The 16,379-nt window shown below is 44.6% G+C and carries 18 protein-coding genes; 3 read left to right on the forward strand and 15 right to left on the reverse strand.

The genetic code is table 11. From position 1 onward, the window contains the following. Nucleotides 1–452: 452 nt before the first annotated feature. The 10 genes from R2S67_RS03675 to R2S67_RS03720 form a co-directional block, all read right to left on the reverse strand. Nucleotides 453–596 (reverse strand): hypothetical protein, encoded by a 144-nt coding sequence (locus R2S67_RS03675; RefSeq protein ID WP_020840617.1) that lies wholly within the window; start codon nt 594–596, stop codon nt 453–455. Beyond that, entirely contained in the window at nt 596–1,981 is a 1,386-nt protein-coding gene (locus R2S67_RS03680) for a zonular occludens toxin domain-containing protein (protein ID WP_012842279.1), read from the reverse strand. Before R2S67_RS03680 ends, R2S67_RS03675 begins: the two co-directional genes overlap by 1 nt. Nucleotides 1,982–1,985: 4 nt before the next feature. Beyond that, a complete protein-coding gene (locus tag R2S67_RS03685; protein WP_005477634.1) occupies nt 1,986–2,330 on the reverse strand; it encodes a DUF2523 family protein in 345 nt (114 codons plus the stop codon). Nucleotide 2,331: 1 nt separating this feature from the next. Beyond that, nucleotides 2,332–3,846, reverse strand: a complete 1,515-nt coding sequence (locus R2S67_RS03690) for a hypothetical protein (RefSeq protein WP_317342322.1) — start codon at nt 3,844–3,846, stop codon at nt 2,332–2,334. A 168-nt stretch (nt 3,847–4,014) separates the two neighbouring features. Continuing rightward, nucleotides 4,015–4,260, reverse strand: coding sequence for a hypothetical protein (locus tag R2S67_RS03695; protein WP_005477614.1), 246 nt, complete (start codon nt 4,258–4,260; stop codon nt 4,015–4,017). Between the two features lie 5 nt (nt 4,261–4,265). After that, nucleotides 4,266–4,496 (reverse strand): hypothetical protein, encoded by a 231-nt coding sequence (locus R2S67_RS03700; RefSeq protein ID WP_005477619.1) that lies wholly within the window; start codon nt 4,494–4,496, stop codon nt 4,266–4,268. 3 nt (nt 4,497–4,499) lie between these two features. Then, on the reverse strand, nt 4,500–4,859 hold the full coding sequence (locus R2S67_RS03705) for a DUF1293 family protein (protein WP_005477647.1): 360 nt from the start codon (nt 4,857–4,859) through the stop codon (nt 4,500–4,502). Nucleotides 4,860–4,862: 3 nt separating this feature from the next. Continuing rightward, nucleotides 4,863–6,011 (reverse strand): replication initiation factor domain-containing protein, encoded by a 1,149-nt coding sequence (locus R2S67_RS03710; protein WP_317342329.1) that lies wholly within the window; start codon nt 6,009–6,011, stop codon nt 4,863–4,865. Beyond that, on the reverse strand, nt 5,995–6,210 hold the full coding sequence (locus tag R2S67_RS03715; RefSeq protein ID WP_012842282.1) for a hypothetical protein: 216 nt from the start codon (nt 6,208–6,210) through the stop codon (nt 5,995–5,997). Before R2S67_RS03715 ends, R2S67_RS03710 begins: the two co-directional genes overlap by 17 nt. Further along, on the reverse strand, nt 6,207–6,818 hold the full coding sequence (locus tag R2S67_RS03720; protein WP_317342332.1) for a hypothetical protein: 612 nt from the start codon (nt 6,816–6,818) through the stop codon (nt 6,207–6,209). Before R2S67_RS03720 ends, R2S67_RS03715 begins: the two co-directional genes overlap by 4 nt. Nucleotides 6,819–6,930: 112 nt before the next feature. Between R2S67_RS03720 and R2S67_RS03725 the strand changes: the two genes are divergently transcribed. Further along, on the forward strand, nt 6,931–7,299 hold the full coding sequence (locus R2S67_RS03725) for a DUF3693 domain-containing protein (protein ID WP_182027890.1): 369 nt from the start codon (nt 6,931–6,933) through the stop codon (nt 7,297–7,299). A 229-nt stretch (nt 7,300–7,528) separates the two neighbouring features. Here R2S67_RS03725 and yciH read toward each other — a convergent pair whose 3' ends face one another. The 4 genes from yciH to R2S67_RS03745 all read right to left on the reverse strand — a co-directional run bounded on the left by yciH (nt 7,529) and on the right by R2S67_RS03745 (nt 10,065). Then, complete coding sequence (gene yciH / locus R2S67_RS03730; protein WP_012842285.1) at nt 7,529–7,840, reverse strand: stress response translation initiation inhibitor YciH; 312 nt, start codon at nt 7,838–7,840, stop codon at nt 7,529–7,531. A gap of 1 nt (nt 7,841) precedes the next feature. Next, nucleotides 7,842–8,228 (reverse strand): DUF3319 domain-containing protein, encoded by a 387-nt coding sequence (locus tag R2S67_RS03735; RefSeq protein ID WP_005395460.1) that lies wholly within the window; start codon nt 8,226–8,228, stop codon nt 7,842–7,844. Nucleotides 8,229–8,356: 128 nt separating this feature from the next. Further along, nucleotides 8,357–9,346, reverse strand: coding sequence for a D-alanine--D-alanine ligase (locus R2S67_RS03740; RefSeq protein WP_104973682.1), 990 nt, complete (start codon nt 9,344–9,346; stop codon nt 8,357–8,359). A gap of 149 nt (nt 9,347–9,495) precedes the next feature. After that, nucleotides 9,496–10,065, reverse strand: a complete 570-nt coding sequence (locus R2S67_RS03745) for an SPOR domain-containing protein (protein ID WP_317342335.1) — start codon at nt 10,063–10,065, stop codon at nt 9,496–9,498. 236 nt (nt 10,066–10,301) lie between these two features. Here R2S67_RS03745 and R2S67_RS03750 point away from each other — a divergent pair, with 236 nt between their 5' ends. Then, on the forward strand, nt 10,302–12,935 hold the full coding sequence (locus R2S67_RS03750; RefSeq protein WP_317342337.1) for a bifunctional acetate--CoA ligase family protein/GNAT family N-acetyltransferase: 2,634 nt from the start codon (nt 10,302–10,304) through the stop codon (nt 12,933–12,935). Nucleotides 12,936–13,011: 76 nt separating this feature from the next. Here R2S67_RS03750 and R2S67_RS03755 read toward each other — a convergent pair whose 3' ends face one another. Next, nucleotides 13,012–13,899: a LysR family transcriptional regulator gene (locus R2S67_RS03755; protein WP_085344748.1), complete on the reverse strand. Its 888-nt coding sequence runs from the start codon at nt 13,897–13,899 to the stop codon at nt 13,012–13,014. A 232-nt stretch (nt 13,900–14,131) separates the two neighbouring features. Here R2S67_RS03755 and R2S67_RS03760 point away from each other — a divergent pair, with 232 nt between their 5' ends. Next, complete coding sequence (locus R2S67_RS03760; RefSeq protein ID WP_257897887.1) at nt 14,132–16,213, forward strand: TonB-dependent hemoglobin/transferrin/lactoferrin family receptor; 2,082 nt, start codon at nt 14,132–14,134, stop codon at nt 16,211–16,213. Nucleotides 16,214–16,379: the final 166 nt, after the last annotated feature.

Below are 16,379 nucleotides of genomic sequence, written 5' to 3' on the forward strand. Positions count from 1 at the left end.
GTCCATGCATGTGATTTTATAGCATTCTAATTAATATAATATTTGTATTGCAAGATAACTAAAACTCAAAGGTGATATGACTTAGGAATTTACCCCCGTAATACAGATTCGGGGGTTTGACCTCCCGCCGCACGTCGCGCAATCGTCCTAGCCCGTCCTCACTTGCTCCGCGCGTCCGTCGGAGAGAACCCAGAAAAGAAGAATAAGCATTGCTCGACACTCGCAAAGCTTTGATGTTGTGAGTATGCAGCGTTCCAGTAGGTTAACGCGCCTTTGGTGTGGATAGTCTCTGCAAGGCTGGTCTAACAGGAAGGAGGGCGGCAGCATCCAAGTGGCTTTGGGCTGCTAACCGCGCCGATTAAGTAATGAAGCTAGGTTTTGCTAAGGTGGGCGGCTTGGTGCCTCGTCGTCGCTCCGCAACTCCTTATCCCTGCGGGGCTGGCACCGTGCCTTTAATTGAAGTAGTCGACCAGTTTGCCTAGGAGGTATCTCGCAAGGTCATACACGAGCACCACAATGACTGCATTCACTATCGAGAGATGATCAAACAGCTCGATGATTTCAACCAGCTGTCCATGCGTTACGTATTCATTCATTAGGTTTCGTCTCCACTAAACAAACCGCCAACGGGTTTTAGTTCAATATCTTGCTCTTGCCGTTGTGCATATTGCTCATACGGCGAACACGTGACATAGAAGTTGGATGCGCCACGAGACAGCTGGACGAGGCAATCGTCCAGATATTCCATCTTGACGCCCAACTTATTTAGGAATCCGTCATCGAGGTAAGTCACACCGCGCGGTGTGACAACCTCAAAATGCACGTTGACGTGTATCGAGGTGGCTTTGTGCCAACGTTCCACCGCAGAGACATAGATACTCTCTGAGTTCGCCAGTGGGAACCAAGCCGGAACGGTGCCTACGTCATGATAAGACTCATTCCCGCAACCAGAACCCGTACAGCCAGAACCACTAGAACCCATGACAGAACCAGGCGAACCACTTTGACCAGGACGTGCTTGACCTTGCGAAGTCGAAACGCCACTTTGCTGCGAAGTTTGATGAAGCTGCGTTCCTTCCGCAGTTGTCGTCTCAGAATCAGAAACCATACCAATAAGCGCATAAACTAAGTACCCAAATGAAAGCACGACCAGTGCCATAGCGGCTAAGAATTTCGGGTTAAGGAAGATGTTCTTTCCAAGCCCCGACTTGGTGATTTGCCCCGTGACGGTCGAGGCGTAGAGGAGGTGGACGTCAAGCGGCACCTTGAGGTTATAAACCACATCGTCTTTGCTTGGTTTGGTGACCGTTCGAGTTGGGTCATGTTCCAAGATGCGTGGTTTGCGGTTAGAAAAGAAGATCCCATCTTTACCCTTATGTTGCTTGGCCAACTCCGCGACACCTTTTAACTCTTTAGGGATTTGAGCAAAGTCAGGCGTGAGCAACACAATGTCCCAGTTGTAGTGCCGGTGCTCCATAAAGGCGTTGTTAAAGTTCTCCGGATAGATGATGCGCCCTTGCTCATCAAAACGTGTGCGTTGGCAATCGTCTATCTCGCCATTGTCCAAACTGGATGTATCAATCGTTAGCCAACGAGAGTGAAACAGCTCAGAGAATCCTTCCGGTAAGTGAGGCTCAAAGTCAGTGAAAGGGCGCTTGTGTATGTTCGCCATTTTGAAACCTGCATTGACCGAGAAGATTTGCTGACACTCATCAATGAGGATGAACGCCCCAATAGGCGCCCAACAGAAAAAGTATTTCCAAAGCTCGAAGCCTTCAGGATTGCGAGAGCTAATGCGAATGAGCCGAGCCGTATCAGGAAACTTCTCACCAAGGCGTTGTTCAATCACTTCAAGTGGCTGCATGCCATGAATGTTCGTAATGCAAATTCGACCTTCACGCAGTGCAGGCAGTAAGTCAAACCACACGGCGCAAGCCGATTTGTAAGAGCCACCGTGACCGTATCGAAATGAAGTAGCCATTCAATCACCAGTTAAAGAAACGCATAACTAAAGACGTAGCGAACGCGTCAAAGATGACACGTAGCCCAGAGGTGACACCGTATTCGGTTAAGATATAACGGACGTCAGAGGGAAGCGCATTAAAGCGGTCTTCGACAAGCGTATAGACGCCATATTCTTCGAGCAGCAGCTGCGCAATCTTGAGTGCGATTTGTATCGAGGCAATCTTGATATCGAGCCATACCGAGATAAGCCACATCGCGCCGTATTCAAACGCGTTCTTTATCCATTCAATCGCCACATCAAAGAAGTCGAGAAAGGTTTGCCCAATGTTGGCAATAAACTCTAATGCCGAGTAGATGTATTCCATGTTATTTACTCCGATTACCAAACAGAACCCAAAGGGCGATTAAGGCACAAATGAACAGCACGACAGGGCGCACGTAGCCCGATACCGCATCAAAACGCTGTAGTCCTGATTCAACGGTTGCGCCTTTGATATTGAAAGACTTGTCGCTTAATGTGCCGTTGTTGAAGTTGGTGCCGATAGTGATTAAGCCTTTGATGTCGTCCACATAGCCTTGGATGGATTCGGCTTTTTCATCTATCGTGGTTTGCAGGTTGGCAAAGTCTTCTGCCGTGAAGATTTCGCCAGTGATAGCGGTGCCCGTAGGTGTACCAAACTCTGAGCCAGTCAATAGACCCTCAATCGCATTTAAGCTGTTATCGAGTTCGCCCATTGAATCACCAAGCCCTTTTAAATCGTTACGAATACCAATGGTGGCGTTGGTATTGTTGTTCACCGCCGTAGTGATATCGCCGTTGGCCTGTTGGATGAGTGCCTTGGTGTTGTTATAAATCTTGTTGTCATTGATTTGCTGTTCTTGAATGGCTTGGGTGTTATCAACCAAAGAGCCTTTCACATCAATCACCGCGTTGGTGATGTCAGCGTGTGACTGGTTGATATCGACGTTAAGATCATGAATGCCTTTGTTCACATCCATGTTAAGCCCTTTAATGGCAGAAAGGACTGCCGTGTCTGTCGATTCATCCGTGTCAGGGTCTTCTACGTCCGGTTTATCATCAACGACACCGGGATTAACCGTGTTGGTTGAATCGTCGGGTAGGACACTTGGGTCTTCAATCTCGCCTGTTGGGTCGTCAGGGTCATGAGTTGGGTCTTCTGGCGTATCCGGTGGAATGATGGGTTCATCTGGCCCATTCACGCCCCAGAAAAGTGTGCCACCGTCACACTGACGTCCAGTGTAAGCAAAGCGCAGAGAGCATTGAGAGTCGGGCGTGTACTGTCCATCAGGAACGCCAGTACAAATAATGGTGGATTCGTTTTTGGTCATTTCGCATCGAGTGGCACCGTAGTCACCGTAGCAAGCGCCCGTCACCAGTTCGCCGTAGACAGCAGGGTGCCAATACAATTTCACCGTATCGCCAATGGACTGTTTGAACTGACAAGCATCCATGCATGAGCCATCAGGATTCTCTCCATACTCACAAGCAGGAACGATGGGTTCACACGACACGACGTACTCGTCTTCTACTTTTTCATAGTCAGGTGGACATTGAGCTGAATTTTGAAAGAATCCGGCAGCATGATAAAGAGGCCAAGAAGGACTGGTCGTGTGACACATGATATCTACAACGTATTTGCCATGCCTCAAATAACAGGACTTAGTAGAAAAATCCTTGTAATTAACAAACTTATTCTCATAACAAGAGACATAAGAGGCAGGGTTAACTCTCATACCCAATAGCAACTTACAATCGGGATAAGCTGAAACGTCTGAAACCTTATAGGTTGGTTGAGCCGCGCTTGCATTAAGTGATAAGAACAAGCACGAAAACAAAAGTAAAAAGAGTGACTTATTCACATTTGCACCATTAAAAAAGGGAGCCGAAGCTCCCTTATCCGTTGATTAGTGAGTATTGATGCCACTCACAAAGCCGTGGAGGAATGCCCCCGCAAAGGCAACACCTAGAACGATAGCGAGAACATCTCCAAGTAAATTACCCGATAAAGGAGGCATAGAGGTGAGCCGTTAGCGGCGTAAGAAGCCAACAACCATGGTCACACCAAAGCCCAGTGCAGCCATACCAATCAGACCCGCCACAACCAGTGATACGTTAGCTTGACCACCGGATACCGCAGAGTTGATTGCGCCCGTGATATCGACTTCAGCGAACGCCGGAGAGACAGACGCGGCCATCAGTGCAGCGCCAGCTGCGGTCTTTTTGTTTACGACTGCGTGTTTTACGTTAGTTACAACAAGTTCTAGTTTTTTCATAAGATTTACCTTTTACTCATAAGGCGAACAACACGACCCACCCAGTGACCAACAACCATGTTGATCAAGAGCACGCCACTGACATACAGGAACAAGTCACCGTTGAAGAGGACTGGTTCCTTATATTCTTGGTAGTCCACCGCCGAAATCAGCACGTATTCTTGGCAATCCGCAACAGGCGTTTTTGTTGCTTTCAAATTGCCATACTGGTTAACGACGGTGACGCATACAGACATTTTTTAGCCTTGAACGGGTTTCATTGAAGCCTCGAAGTGCTTCTTAATTTCTTGGTCGACTGGAATAAGCTCAGTCACGATAGCGCCTGCCAATGGGTCTTCTGGGTTAATCTCCAAGCGCAATTGGTATTCGCGGCGAGGAACGAGAGCACCAGTGCGCTCAAGAAGCAGGGCATATTCATGGTCAATCATTAAAGGTTGATCCCATTGGGGATTCACATCACCCGATTCACCGATAGTGCGGCGTTTGAATTTCTCTGAGTTGATTTCACGTAGAGGACGTGACACGTTCAGTTGAGCACTGTCGCCACGTGCTGAGTTCCAAGTGATATCCATGCCAAGTACAAAAACGGATTTAGCCATTTGTTAAGTCTCCAATATGTGAGTCACCAACTTGCCGTAGGTATCGGGGAAGGTGAATTTAGTTCCATCACGGACAAGGGAACCGACCACGGTTTCAATGTCGCCCTCATGGAATTCGATTAAAGAGTTCAGAATTTTCCCGTACTGGCGACGCATCCAATGCGCAGAGGCCAACAGGTCTAACGCCGCGCGTTTGGTCGGGACAGGTTTGGTATTGAATTTCTTTGCAGTAGAAATCGAGGCTGCGAAATCATTCAGCGCGGCATACGCGCCAGCAGGATTCAGCAACACATCAACATTCCATTTTTTAAGCTCGACCTCAGAGCGATACCAGACAAGGCCAGTGTTCGCGAGTTTCTGCTCAAGAGCCTTGTTGTAGATACGCCAGTAAATGCGCGAGGTACGCGAACCAATCGAGTATTGCTCTTTGGTGTAAATCGGTTTGCCGTCTTTGCCGATACTGGCAATGGTCATATCTTCATGAAGCACAGGGCCACGACCACGTTCTGCGGTGCGGAAACAGTCATCACGCCACGCCTTGTAAGCGTATTCGCAATCAAAAATGCCGTCGTAATCGTCATAGGCCAAGTCAACACGCGCCAGAGTCTGCACACCAAGCACATTGGTCAGCCAGTCATGTAGCGACCACGTAGGACGACGGGCAAATACATGCTTGCATCCCGTTCCGTTGATTTGGAAATGCACCGTGTCATTGTTACCGCCGATACCAACGAAGCCGCAAAAGTCCTCACCATCTGGCGAAGTCAGTTTCATGGATTCGGTGTAGAACTGGAAACCCAAACCGCGAGGCGCAGACAGCGACAAACCAAGCACTTGATTGGTAAAGATACGCAAGCAATCTTCTAAGTAGTTGCGATAACAGATATCAAAGGCTTTGTTGTACGCTTCAATTTCTTCAGACGTCTTAGCGACGGTCGGATTAAACACAGGTGGAGCAGGGAACTTAGGCGCACGACAGTGACGCTGTAACAGTGCAGATTTGGCAAAGCCTTTGTATTCCTCATGCTTGTGCAATCGACGAACCGCATCATGACAATGACGTAAGTCTTTCACAGCAAACGTAAAACACAGGTAATCAATATGAACGCTTTGCTCATCGAACTTTTTGAGGATGTTAGTTGCGGTAGTCATCGAACACCCCCAAATTGATACGTTGTTCAACGGTCGTATTGGTGATGGACACCAACTCATAAGAAGCGAACTGAGACGAAGCCCAAGACTCAAGATGAGACATGGATTTAAGCAAATCCCATTCGTCGCAACCTTTGACCAACACAGACACCGTGTAGTCAGGCAGCAAGTCGTAATAGATGATTTGAGCTTCGTTCATGAGTACTGAGCCTCCAATGTTGGAGTGCCAAGGCTGAGTGGCGAACGAAACCAAGCTAAAATCGGCAGGGCGCTGATATTCAGTTCAAACGGTATGGTGTCGTTCTTAGCCTGTTTAGCTTGCAAACAAGCGAGGATTTCAGTGACAGCGTCACCAGTAAATAAAACACCGTTAGACAAAGATTTACCAAGGCGACGTACGCCAAGTTTCTTGAGATAACGACGAATCCATTTGGTTGGAGTTGGCATTGAACGAGAAACCGAGCGAACCATCAGAACGCCTTGATTGAGTTCAAAGCGCAGAGAGCCAATGAACTGAGCTCGTGATTGGTTAGCGGATTTCTTTACGGACTGATTAACGCGTTTAACTGATTCTTGCTGTTGTTCGTGTTGAAGACGACATTGTTCAAGACGAGCATGAAAGGCTTTTTGCTCAGCAGCGCGTTTGAGTTCGTTAAAGTAGTGATGACATTGAATGGCGAACTCAGTGAGTTGGCCGTCATCATCATACATAGATTGATTCAGGTGCTTACGGAAGAACACGCCAGTAAGTCGAGGACTAAGCGCACATTCATTTTCGATAAGGGATTTGATTTGTTCCGTAAGCATAATGACACCTGACCAATTGCGATTTATGGCAATCGTAGTTGCGAAGAATGGCAACTGCAAGATGCGATTTATGGCAACTTTGTGGCTACAATGAGAAGAAATGGAGGTTCTTATGTACACAGCTGAACTAATTAACGCCTACAAAAAGGCGAAAAACTACGTACAAGATAAGCAGGTTGCGCACGATTTGAATCTAGACCCGCCGAAGATTAGTAAAATTCGCAAAGGTGTTAGACAACTTACTGATGAAGAAGCAGTTTTTCTAGCACACGGCGCAGGTATAGACCCGGAGATTGCGTTGCTAGGATGTCACGCTGATCGCAATGAAAACCCAGCGATAAAAAGCATGTGGGAAAGCATTGCAAAAAAGTATAACGGACTTGGATTATCAAGCATTTCAATGGTTTGTGCCGGATTGGCTTTAGTGATTGCAAGTCCACAGGAACCACTATTACAGTGCGCATTATGTATATTATGTTAAATTGAATGTGCTCGTACGCCAAATGTTGCCAATGAGCGCTCCTATTCCCCTGTGAATTTGAAATTTAAAGCCTTTAATGTGAGTATTAAACATAATGGCTATTTACCATAAAATAGCTAATATCGATCTATCAATCTGCGATTGCTTGTTCTTCAATTAGCGTATTACTTACTAAAATAAAAAATGGCGTCTATTTTTAGACGCCATTCTGAGTTTTCCTGAATGTAAATTAACCACCGGCTAATTTGACTGTCATGCCTTTCTTTTCAAGATGCGCTTTGATCTTGTCTCTAGCATCACCTTGAATTTCGATATTGCCATCTTTTACCGAGCCACCACAGCCGCAGACTTTTTTGAGTTCTGCAGCTAATAATTTTAAAGGTGCATCATCCAAGTCTAAACCTGTAACGATGCATACACCTTTACCTTTACGGCCTTTCGTTTGGCGCTGAATTCGTACAATACCGTCGCCTTTGGGGCGAGATGTTTTTTCTTCTTCCGGCTTAATTCGACCGGTTTCTGTTGAATATACCAGAGTCATTCTATTGTTTCTTTTGTTGTTGAGCTTGCATCGCTTTTTGCTTTGCAACTAAATAAGCTTCGATATGACGTTGAATAGCAGTTTTACTACCCTTAATCAGTTTACCATTAAACATACAGTACCAAGAGTTGGGCTGACCTGTATCATTTTGAATAGTATAACCGTTAAAGACTTCTGATTTTGCACCACCAACTTGCTGCGCTCTTTGTCCAAGCGCAGCAAACTCTTTGGGATCAATAATTGATGCGGTATCGCACCACCAATCAATGCTTTTCTTTACCGCCGTCAAACTACCTTGTAAGACGTGGTTTTTGATTTTAACCTTCCAAATACTGCCATCTGGTCCGCCTGACTGCAGGTTAAAACCTCTATAGTTTGAAATCGCCATACCACTGAGTCATCTGTTTAATGCGTTGATATAATCATAATTGCTACTGAGCAATATTCAAATACGGCTTGAATAAACCTTGCTCTAGAAAACAATTTCTATCATAAAACGCGCCTTGATAACGTTAATCACTTTGCACTGTTTATACAATCTTCCAAGAACTCATGGAATTTGTGCCCGTTATTTTGAAGCATTTTAGGGAACATCGAGATCGGAGTCATACCTGGGAATGTGTTTACTTCGTTTAAGTAAATCTCATCATCTTCCGTTAAGAAAAAGTCGATACGAGACAAATGGCGAAGATTCATTTGCTTAAATACCCTCTCAGATGCGTGCTGAATTGCATCTAATTGTTCTTGGGTTAGATTCTTCGCTTCAACTTCAGTTAGCGAGTGACTTGAACTGCTGTACTTTTCATCGTACGAGTAAAAAGCACCGTCAGGTGCAATAACCTCGCCTGGCTTCGTTATGTGCAGCTGGCCATTCATCTCATATGCAGCAACTTCAAGCTCTCGTGGTTTTACTGATTTTTCAACCAACACTTGGTCAGAAAACCCAAACGCATCATTTACTGCATTGGAAAGTTTATCTTTTTCTGTGACGCTGTAACATCCAACAGATGACCCTTGACGCGCGGCTTTGACAAAGACTTTTCCCCATTTTTCAAATGCTTTATGAGCTTGAGTATGAGCTTCTTCATCGTTGCGCGTTAAGAATAAGTATGGCGTATTGGGAATGCCGATAGCGTCGTACCAAAGCTTAGATGTGATTTTATTGAAGCTATTGCTACTTGCTTCTGGCCCGCAACCCAGGTAAGGAATGCCTGCGATTTCAAACAGAGATTGAATATCACCTGTCTCGCCTGGAAAACCATGTATACAAGGCACAATGAAATCGATGGTTTGATTAGATTCACTTGAGCACAACTGCTTGGTATTGAGATCCAAGTAAACCAACTCACCTTGGTTGGTCATCCAACCTTCGTTTTTTATTTCTACGCGTGTAACGTGAACGTCTTCAATAAGATTTAATTGTTGTTCGACAAAGTTTGCAGACAATAATGAAATCTCGTGCTCAGAAGAGCCGCCGCCGCATAGTAGAAGAATATTTTTAATCATGAATCAATCTTTCCGTGACCTACAAAAGATACTATTTATTATGATAAACCTTTGAAGTGTGACGTACAGTAATTTTAGTGTGAGGAATTTTGTTCGAGTAGGATTTGAACAAATAAATAAGGGAGCTATTCGCTCCCTTATTTGATGTGTTAGTTTAATCTGTTAAGCGTTGGGTAGGCTGAGTTTTTAATGGCGTCAATGCTTTTAACAAATGGTCTTAACTGCTGAAATTGAGCAGGCAAAGTCGAAATCGCTTGCTTGGCTTCCGCGCTTGTTGCGTAGTCTCCGTATAAAACTGAGAACCACTTAGTACCGTTGACGACTTTATAGTTTTCCCAAATCGGCTGACCGTTTTGTGGTAGTTTATTTGCAAACTGATCGACTTTCGCTTGGCTACCCACAGCGGCGACTTGAATGGTATAGCCAAATCGTTGAATGCCAGCTTGCTTTTTACTCGGTGGTACTATCTTAACTGGCTTCGCCTGCTCTTTTGGCGTTAGCTTGACTACTTTCTTCTCTTCAGGCTTTGCCGTCATTTTCACAACAGTTGGTTGTACGTCTTTTTCTACTACAGCGTTTTCAGACGCCATAATTGGCTTAGAGATACGATCTGATTTGTAGTCCTCTCGATAACTTTCAGAAGTTACGTCTGTGATGTAAGTTTCAGATGCACAAGCAGAAAGCAGGACTGACAAGCCGATGATTGCGATTTTTTTCATGAAGTAACAAATGCTCTGGATAAATATTACGATAAATCATGCCGATAGCAGGGCCGTTTATCAAGCATCAAATACAATAATCTGTGATTTTGATGTGATGAATAACACAAACTCCATAAGCATCGCCCACATTTTATGCAATGTCTGGTCTGAAGGCGTTTTATCAATAAATTATTCGTTTATGATTGATATGAAACCGATAGGCAAACGTTACTTGCAAACGGCTAGGAGTCAGCATGAATAAACTACATAAACTCTTTAAACCCAACTCTGTGGCCGTTATTGGTGCATCTCAAAAAGTATTGCGAGCAGGGCATGTCGTTATGCGTAACCTTCTACAAAGTGGATTTGGTGGCGCGATTATGCCAGTAACGCCGCGATACAAAGCGGTATCCGGAGTTATAGCCTATCCTGATGTGGCTTCCCTACCCTATACGCCAGATATTGCGATTTTATGTACGAACGTTTCACGCAACGAGCAACTGCTTAAAGAGTTAGATGAAAGAGGCACGCCGTTTGCGATTGTTATCTCTGATGACGCTCAGCCTTTAAATATTTCATCATTGAATATTCGAGTTTTAGGACCGAACAGCTTAGGTATTATCTTGCCTTGGCACAATTTTAACTGCACGTTTTCTCCTGTTGCGGCTAAGCCCGGAAAAATTGCGTTCATCTCACAATCTGCGGCGGTGTGTACCACAGTGTTAGACTGGGCAAATGATAAGAATATTGGCTTTTCTTCGTTCATTTCGATTGGACGCGGACAGGATATCGATTTTGCAGATTTGCTTGATTACTTAAGTATGGATGGGAATACGGAAGCTATTCTGCTTTATGTGGATAACATCCAAGATGCTCGACGATTTATGTCTGCTGCGCGAGCTGCTTCACGTAACCGCCGTATATTGGTATTAAAAGCTGGCCGCTCTAAAGAGATGAATACTTTCGAACAGCAAGATGGTGATACGCTTGATGTAATTTACGATTCTGCCATCCGTCGAACTGGTATGTTACGAGTCAGCAATACGCATGAGCTCTTCGCTGCGGTAGAAACACTCACGCATTCTGTTCCACTTCGTGGGGAGCGTTTAGCGATCGTCACCAATGGCGGCGGCCCTGCAGTTATGTCCGTTGATACTTTGATTGAACGTGGTGGCCAGCTCGCAACGCTTGATGACGCTTCCATTGAGCAATTACAAACTGTACTCCCGTCCAACTGGCGCGCTCGAAATCCGATTGATCTGTCTGGTGATGCAACAAAAAAACGCTACATTGACACCATTAACGCACTGATGAATAACGACTGTGCAGATGCGATCTTGATTATGCATAGTCCTTCTGCGGTTTCCGACCCTCTTGAAACTGCTCAAGCTGTCATTGAGGCGATCAAGGCTCACCCTCGGCATAAGCATTTTAATATCTTGACCAACTGGTCAGGAGAACAAACGTCGAGAGAGGCACGACTGGCATTTACTCAAGCTGGCATTCCAACCTATCGAACGCCGGAAAGTGCGGTCGTTGCATATATGCACTTGGTTGAATATCGACGAAACCAGAAGCAATTAATGGAAACGCCAACGACGGCTGAGCCATTGCACTCTGGAAGTGTGAGTTCTGCAAAAGAATGGGTAAATGAACGATTACTGGATAAAAATACAGTTACCTTGGATACGCATCAAACCAGCCCATTATTTAAGCTGTTCGGGTTTAATGTTCTGCCAACATGGATTGCATCTGACGAAATTGAAGCCGTGCATATGGCAGAAAATATCGGATACCCTGTTGCGGTTAAGTTGCGATCTCCAGACATTCCTCATAAATCGGATGTACACGGTGTCGCCCTGAATTTAAGAAACAGTCGAGAAGTTTCCAACGCAGCGCTATCCATTCTAGATACCGTAAAGCTAAGTTACCCTTCTGCCAATGTACACGGTCTATTGGTACAAGGTATGGCAAAGCTCGGCAGCGCTGAAGAGCTACGGATTAGTATTGCAGTAGATAAGGTCTTTGGACCTGTGATCTTGCTTGGTCAAGGCGGCTCGGAGTGGAATATCGCCCAAGATGCCGTCGCTGCACTTCCTCCTTTGAACATGACGCTTGCACGCTACCTTGTCGTTGTGGCTTTAAAGTCTGGAAAGATTCGCCTGCAGAAACACAAAGATGCGCTCGATATTAGTGAGTTGTCGAAATTCTTAGTTCGTATTTCCCAAATGGCGGTTGAGTTGCCAGAAATACAAAGGCTGGATATCCATCCAGTATTGGTGTCGGAAAGCGATTTAACTATCCTCGATGCGGACATCACACTGTGTAAATACGAGGGAGATGCGCAAAAACGTCTGGCGATTCGCCCTTTCCCGGCAGAGTTTGTCGAAACTGTAACGCTTCGAGATGGCCAACCTATCCTGCTTCGCCCTATCCTGCCTGAAGATGAGCCGCTGCATGCTCAATTCATTAATAGCGTATCGAAAGAAGATCTCTATAAGCGTTTCTTTTCTGAGGTTGGTGAGTTCAACCATGAGGCTTTGGCAAACTTCACTCAAATCGACTATGACCGCGAAATGGCGTTTGTTGCGGTAGCGTTTAATACCGACGGACCGTCTATCATAGGCGTAGCCCGCGCATTGATTACACCAGATAATAGTGATGCTGAGTTTGCTATTTTGGTTCGTTCAGATTTGAAAGGAAAAGGCTTAGGTAAAGTGCTGATGCAGAAAATTATCAGCTATTGCAAGATTAAAGGCACAAAGCAAATGTCTGGAATGACCATGCCTACAAACAGAGGGATGTTGATGTTAGCTCAAAATCTGGGATTTGAAGTCGATGTTCAGTTTGCCGATGGTACGGCAGATATGGTGCTCCCTTTAAATTGAAAAATAAAGCATTAGCGATAACTTTACTTCTTAGATTCGATAAGCAATGGGAACCTAAGAAGTAAAAGTTACGTTGTTACTTTAGTTTCCAATTCTTTTTCAAGTATTGAATACACCAGGATTTCGCCTCACCCATGGTATTTCGGCGCCATGCTAAGATAATATCCATCGGCTGCTCTTCTGTACCTTCGATTCGCTTCAATACGCCACTATTAATCAAAGGTTGTGCAATTTGGCTTGGTAACGTACCAATGCCTAAACCTGCAGTGAGCGCATCTACTTTTGCCGTAAAGTTGGTGACGGTCAAGCGAGGCTGTTTTTGAATGATATTAATTGAGAGCGCAGGTTGTTCACGTGCAGTGTCTGCAATGGCAATGATTCGGTACTTTTCTCGCGCCGCCTCATCAAACTTACCACTACGCTTGTGAACATAGTGATCAGCAGCCGCTACCCAAAACATGCTCATCTTACCAATTTTTTCTGATTTGACTTCTTGAGGAAGTGTATCCAGTGATGGGCAAATCAGTAAATCCGCTCTACCTGTATTCAGCGATTCCCAGCTACCAGCCAAGATCTCTTCTTGCAGTCTGACTCGTGTTGAGCTGACTTCAGCCAATGCATCAACCATAGGGAAGAAATTGGATATAGGAATAATGCCATCAAAGGCAATGGTAATATCCAGCTCCCAACCATTCGCCAATAACGTTGCATCATTCACTAACTTTTCACTGGCTTGTAAAATGGCTCGTCCTCTTTCAAGGATGAGCTTTCCTGCTTCAGTAAAATGGGCTTTGTGACCAGAGCGATCGAAGATAATGATGTCTAAGTCTTGCTCGAGTTTCTGGATCTGATAACTCAGTGATGACGGGGCTCTATCTAACTCATTCGCAGCAGCTGCAAAACTCCCTCTTCGGTCAATGGCATCCAGAATATGGAGCGCTTCTAACGTAATTGGACTCTGCACATGGCCTCTCTTAATGTGACTTTTGTCACATTGATTGTATTTGGATGATCTTACCAAGAACTAACGTTAAACAATATAACACACTGATAACTAAAGACTAGAAATGCTCATAACCTAAGAGTTCTACTCAAGATAAAACTACAAATGACAATGGTAATGATAGTAATTATTATTTAGATCCATTAGTATCCCGTTTGTTGTTACCTATTATGGATCTAAGGTATTGAAGCCAATGTATAAAAAAACAATTTTGTCAGCCTCTATTCTGATTGCACTATCCCAAGGTGCCTACGCTGAAGATCATTCAACCTTCAATGAAGTGGTCGTGACTGCGACTCGTACTAATAGCCAAATCGAAGACACTGCTGCTTCTGTTGCGGTCGTTACTGATAAGAACATCGAAGAAAGCATGGTCACTGGCTTAGATGATCTCTTTGAGTACACGCCAGGAGTCACGGTTAAGACAAACTCTCGCCAAGGTGTCCAGAGTATCAATATCCGTGGTATCGAAGGCAATCGAATTAAAGTTCTTGTGGACGGCGTATCTCAAGGTAACCAGTTCGAATCAGGGAATACGTTCATTAACTCTGCTCGCGTTAACGTGGATACCGACCTAATAAAAGCGGTTGAAATTGTAAAAGGTGCAGCATCGTCTCTACATGGTTCTGACGCAATTGGTGGCATTGTTGCATTTGAAACTAAAGATCCGGCTGATTTCCTTAAGGGTCGTAACTTTGGTGGCCATGCGAAGTTCAACTACTCTTCCGAAGACAATACATTCAGTGAATCTGTGGCATTAGCGCACAAAACTGGCGATTTGGAATCTTTACTTGCTTATACGCGTCGCGACGGCAATGAACTGGATAACTTTGGAGATCTAGCAGATGCAGATACAGAAGCGAACAACTTACTGGTTAAGCTTCAGTACCAACTCAATGATGCACATCGTGTTGAGTTCAATGGGAATTATATTCGCAACAAAGGCAACGGAAAGCAGTCTTACAACGGTTATACTAATGCAACAAGTGAAGATGTAACAGAACAATATCAAGTTGGTATAAAACATATTTGGGAGATGCAAACGGCCGTAGCGGACTCCCTTACCTGGCAACTAGATTGGCTTAGCAAAGAAGAAAACGGCATTACTGATCGTGTTAAAGGTCAGAATAACCAACGTAAAGACTACATCTACGAGGATGAAGGCTACCAGTTTGATTCTCAGTTCGACAAATATCTCATGCTTGGTAGTACAGAGCATTACTTTGTGTACGGTGCATCCTTCAGTGATAAAGACATTAAGAACGTTAACAAAGAGTACAACAGTGCAAGCGCAAACAAAGAAATTTTCTATATCCCTTCTGCGAGCGAGCGTCGTTACGGGCTCTTTTTACAAGACGAAATTACGGTAGGTAACTTTACGATTACCCCGGGCGTACGGTGGGATGCATTTGAAACCGATCCAGGTGACACAAGCAGCAACCCAAGTGGTAACGCGGCTAGCGACTACAAAAAGTTTTCTGATTCTGCATTTACAGGCCGCTTAGGTTCTGTTTATAAGCTTAATGAACAACATCGTTTATTCGCGCAAATCAGCCAAGGTTTCCGTGCTCCAGATTTCCAAGAGTTGTACTACTCCTTCGGCAACCCAATGCATGGCTACATTTTTAAGCCAAATCCTGATTTAAAAGCAGAAGACAGCATTTCGTACGAATTTGGTTGGCGACATAATAATGACATTTCTAGCAGTGAAGTGTCAGTTTTCTACAGCGATTACGACAACTTCATCGAGAGTAAAACCGTCTCTGGCACTTGGACACCAGTGACTGACCCTGCGATTCTGCAGTACGTAAATATTGGCAAAGCGACAATTAAAGGTATTGAGTTTTCAAACCAACTTTCGTGGAACAAGTTCATGCCAATCGAAGGCTTTAGCTCTCGTGTAGCAGCGGCATATACGGAAGGTGAAGATGGAAACAATAATCCACTAAACAGTGTTAACCCTTGGAACCTTGTCGCTGGTTTAAATTACGATTCAGAACAAAACTGGGGAACCAAGTTAACCATTAACTACACCGCTTCTAAAGATAAAAGCGACATAAATGACGATAAAGTGTTGCCTATCTCCGCAGCTACGGTTGTAGATATCACCGCGTACTACAAACCTATTAAAGACCTTACGTTGCGAGCAGGTCTGTTCAACGTGACAGATGAAGAGTACTACAATTGGAATGATGTTCGTGACCTTCAGACAGAAAACAAAGATCTGACTCAAGCTGGGCGGAACTGGTCAATTACAGCTAAATACGAGTTCTAAACCTTAAAAACACAAAAGCCAGCGTAATGCTGGCTTTTTTTATGGCTTTCATTTCAAAAATGTAAAGAAAAGTATGAAAAATGAAAGTTTACTGTTTTGCCATCTCTTTTTTCACCATTACTGCTGCTGCAATGATAAAAGTGATGATCAGACCGAGTTCCATGAA

This window comes from Vibrio sp. T13N, assembly GCF_032970445.1.
GTDB classification, from domain to species: Bacteria; Pseudomonadota; Gammaproteobacteria; order Enterobacterales; family Vibrionaceae; genus Vibrio; species Vibrio diabolicus.

What these genes read in the sequence shown, in the direction of transcription:
- R2S67_RS03675 (WP_020840617.1), bottom strand. Translation starts at nt 596, where the DNA reads ATGAATGAATACGTAACGCATGGACAGCTGGTTGAAATCATCGAGCTG.
- R2S67_RS03680 (WP_012842279.1), bottom strand. Translation starts at nt 1,981, where the DNA reads ATGGCTACTTCATTTCGATACGGTCACGGTGGCTCTTACAAATCGGCT.
- R2S67_RS03685 (WP_005477634.1), bottom strand. Translation starts at nt 2,330, where the DNA reads ATGGAATACATCTACTCGGCATTAGAGTTTATTGCCAACATTGGGCAA.
- R2S67_RS03695 (WP_005477614.1), bottom strand. Translation starts at nt 4,260, where the DNA reads ATGAAAAAACTAGAACTTGTTGTAACTAACGTAAAACACGCAGTCGTA.
- R2S67_RS03700 (WP_005477619.1), bottom strand. Translation starts at nt 4,496, where the DNA reads ATGTCTGTATGCGTCACCGTCGTTAACCAGTATGGCAATTTGAAAGCA.
- R2S67_RS03705 (WP_005477647.1), bottom strand. Translation starts at nt 4,859, where the DNA reads ATGGCTAAATCCGTTTTTGTACTTGGCATGGATATCACTTGGAACTCA.
- R2S67_RS03710 (WP_317342329.1), bottom strand. Translation starts at nt 6,011, where the DNA reads ATGACTACCGCAACTAACATCCTCAAAAAGTTCGATGAGCAAAGCGTT.
- R2S67_RS03715 (WP_012842282.1), bottom strand. Translation starts at nt 6,210, where the DNA reads ATGAACGAAGCTCAAATCATCTATTACGACTTGCTGCCTGACTACACG.
- R2S67_RS03720 (WP_317342332.1), bottom strand. Translation starts at nt 6,818, where the DNA reads ATGCTTACGGAACAAATCAAATCCCTTATCGAAAATGAATGTGCGCTT.
- R2S67_RS03725 (WP_182027890.1), top strand. Translation starts at nt 6,931, where the DNA reads ATGTACACAGCTGAACTAATTAACGCCTACAAAAAGGCGAAAAACTAC.
- yciH (WP_012842285.1), bottom strand. Translation starts at nt 7,840, where the DNA reads ATGACTCTGGTATATTCAACAGAAACCGGTCGAATTAAGCCGGAAGAA.
- R2S67_RS03735 (WP_005395460.1), bottom strand. Translation starts at nt 8,228, where the DNA reads ATGGCGATTTCAAACTATAGAGGTTTTAACCTGCAGTCAGGCGGACCA.
- R2S67_RS03740 (WP_104973682.1), bottom strand. Translation starts at nt 9,346, where the DNA reads ATGATTAAAAATATTCTTCTACTATGCGGCGGCGGCTCTTCTGAGCAC.
- R2S67_RS03745 (WP_317342335.1), bottom strand. Translation starts at nt 10,065, where the DNA reads ATGAAAAAAATCGCAATCATCGGCTTGTCAGTCCTGCTTTCTGCTTGT.
- R2S67_RS03750 (WP_317342337.1), top strand. Translation starts at nt 10,302, where the DNA reads ATGAATAAACTACATAAACTCTTTAAACCCAACTCTGTGGCCGTTATT.
- R2S67_RS03760 (WP_257897887.1), top strand. Translation starts at nt 14,132, where the DNA reads ATGTATAAAAAAACAATTTTGTCAGCCTCTATTCTGATTGCACTATCC.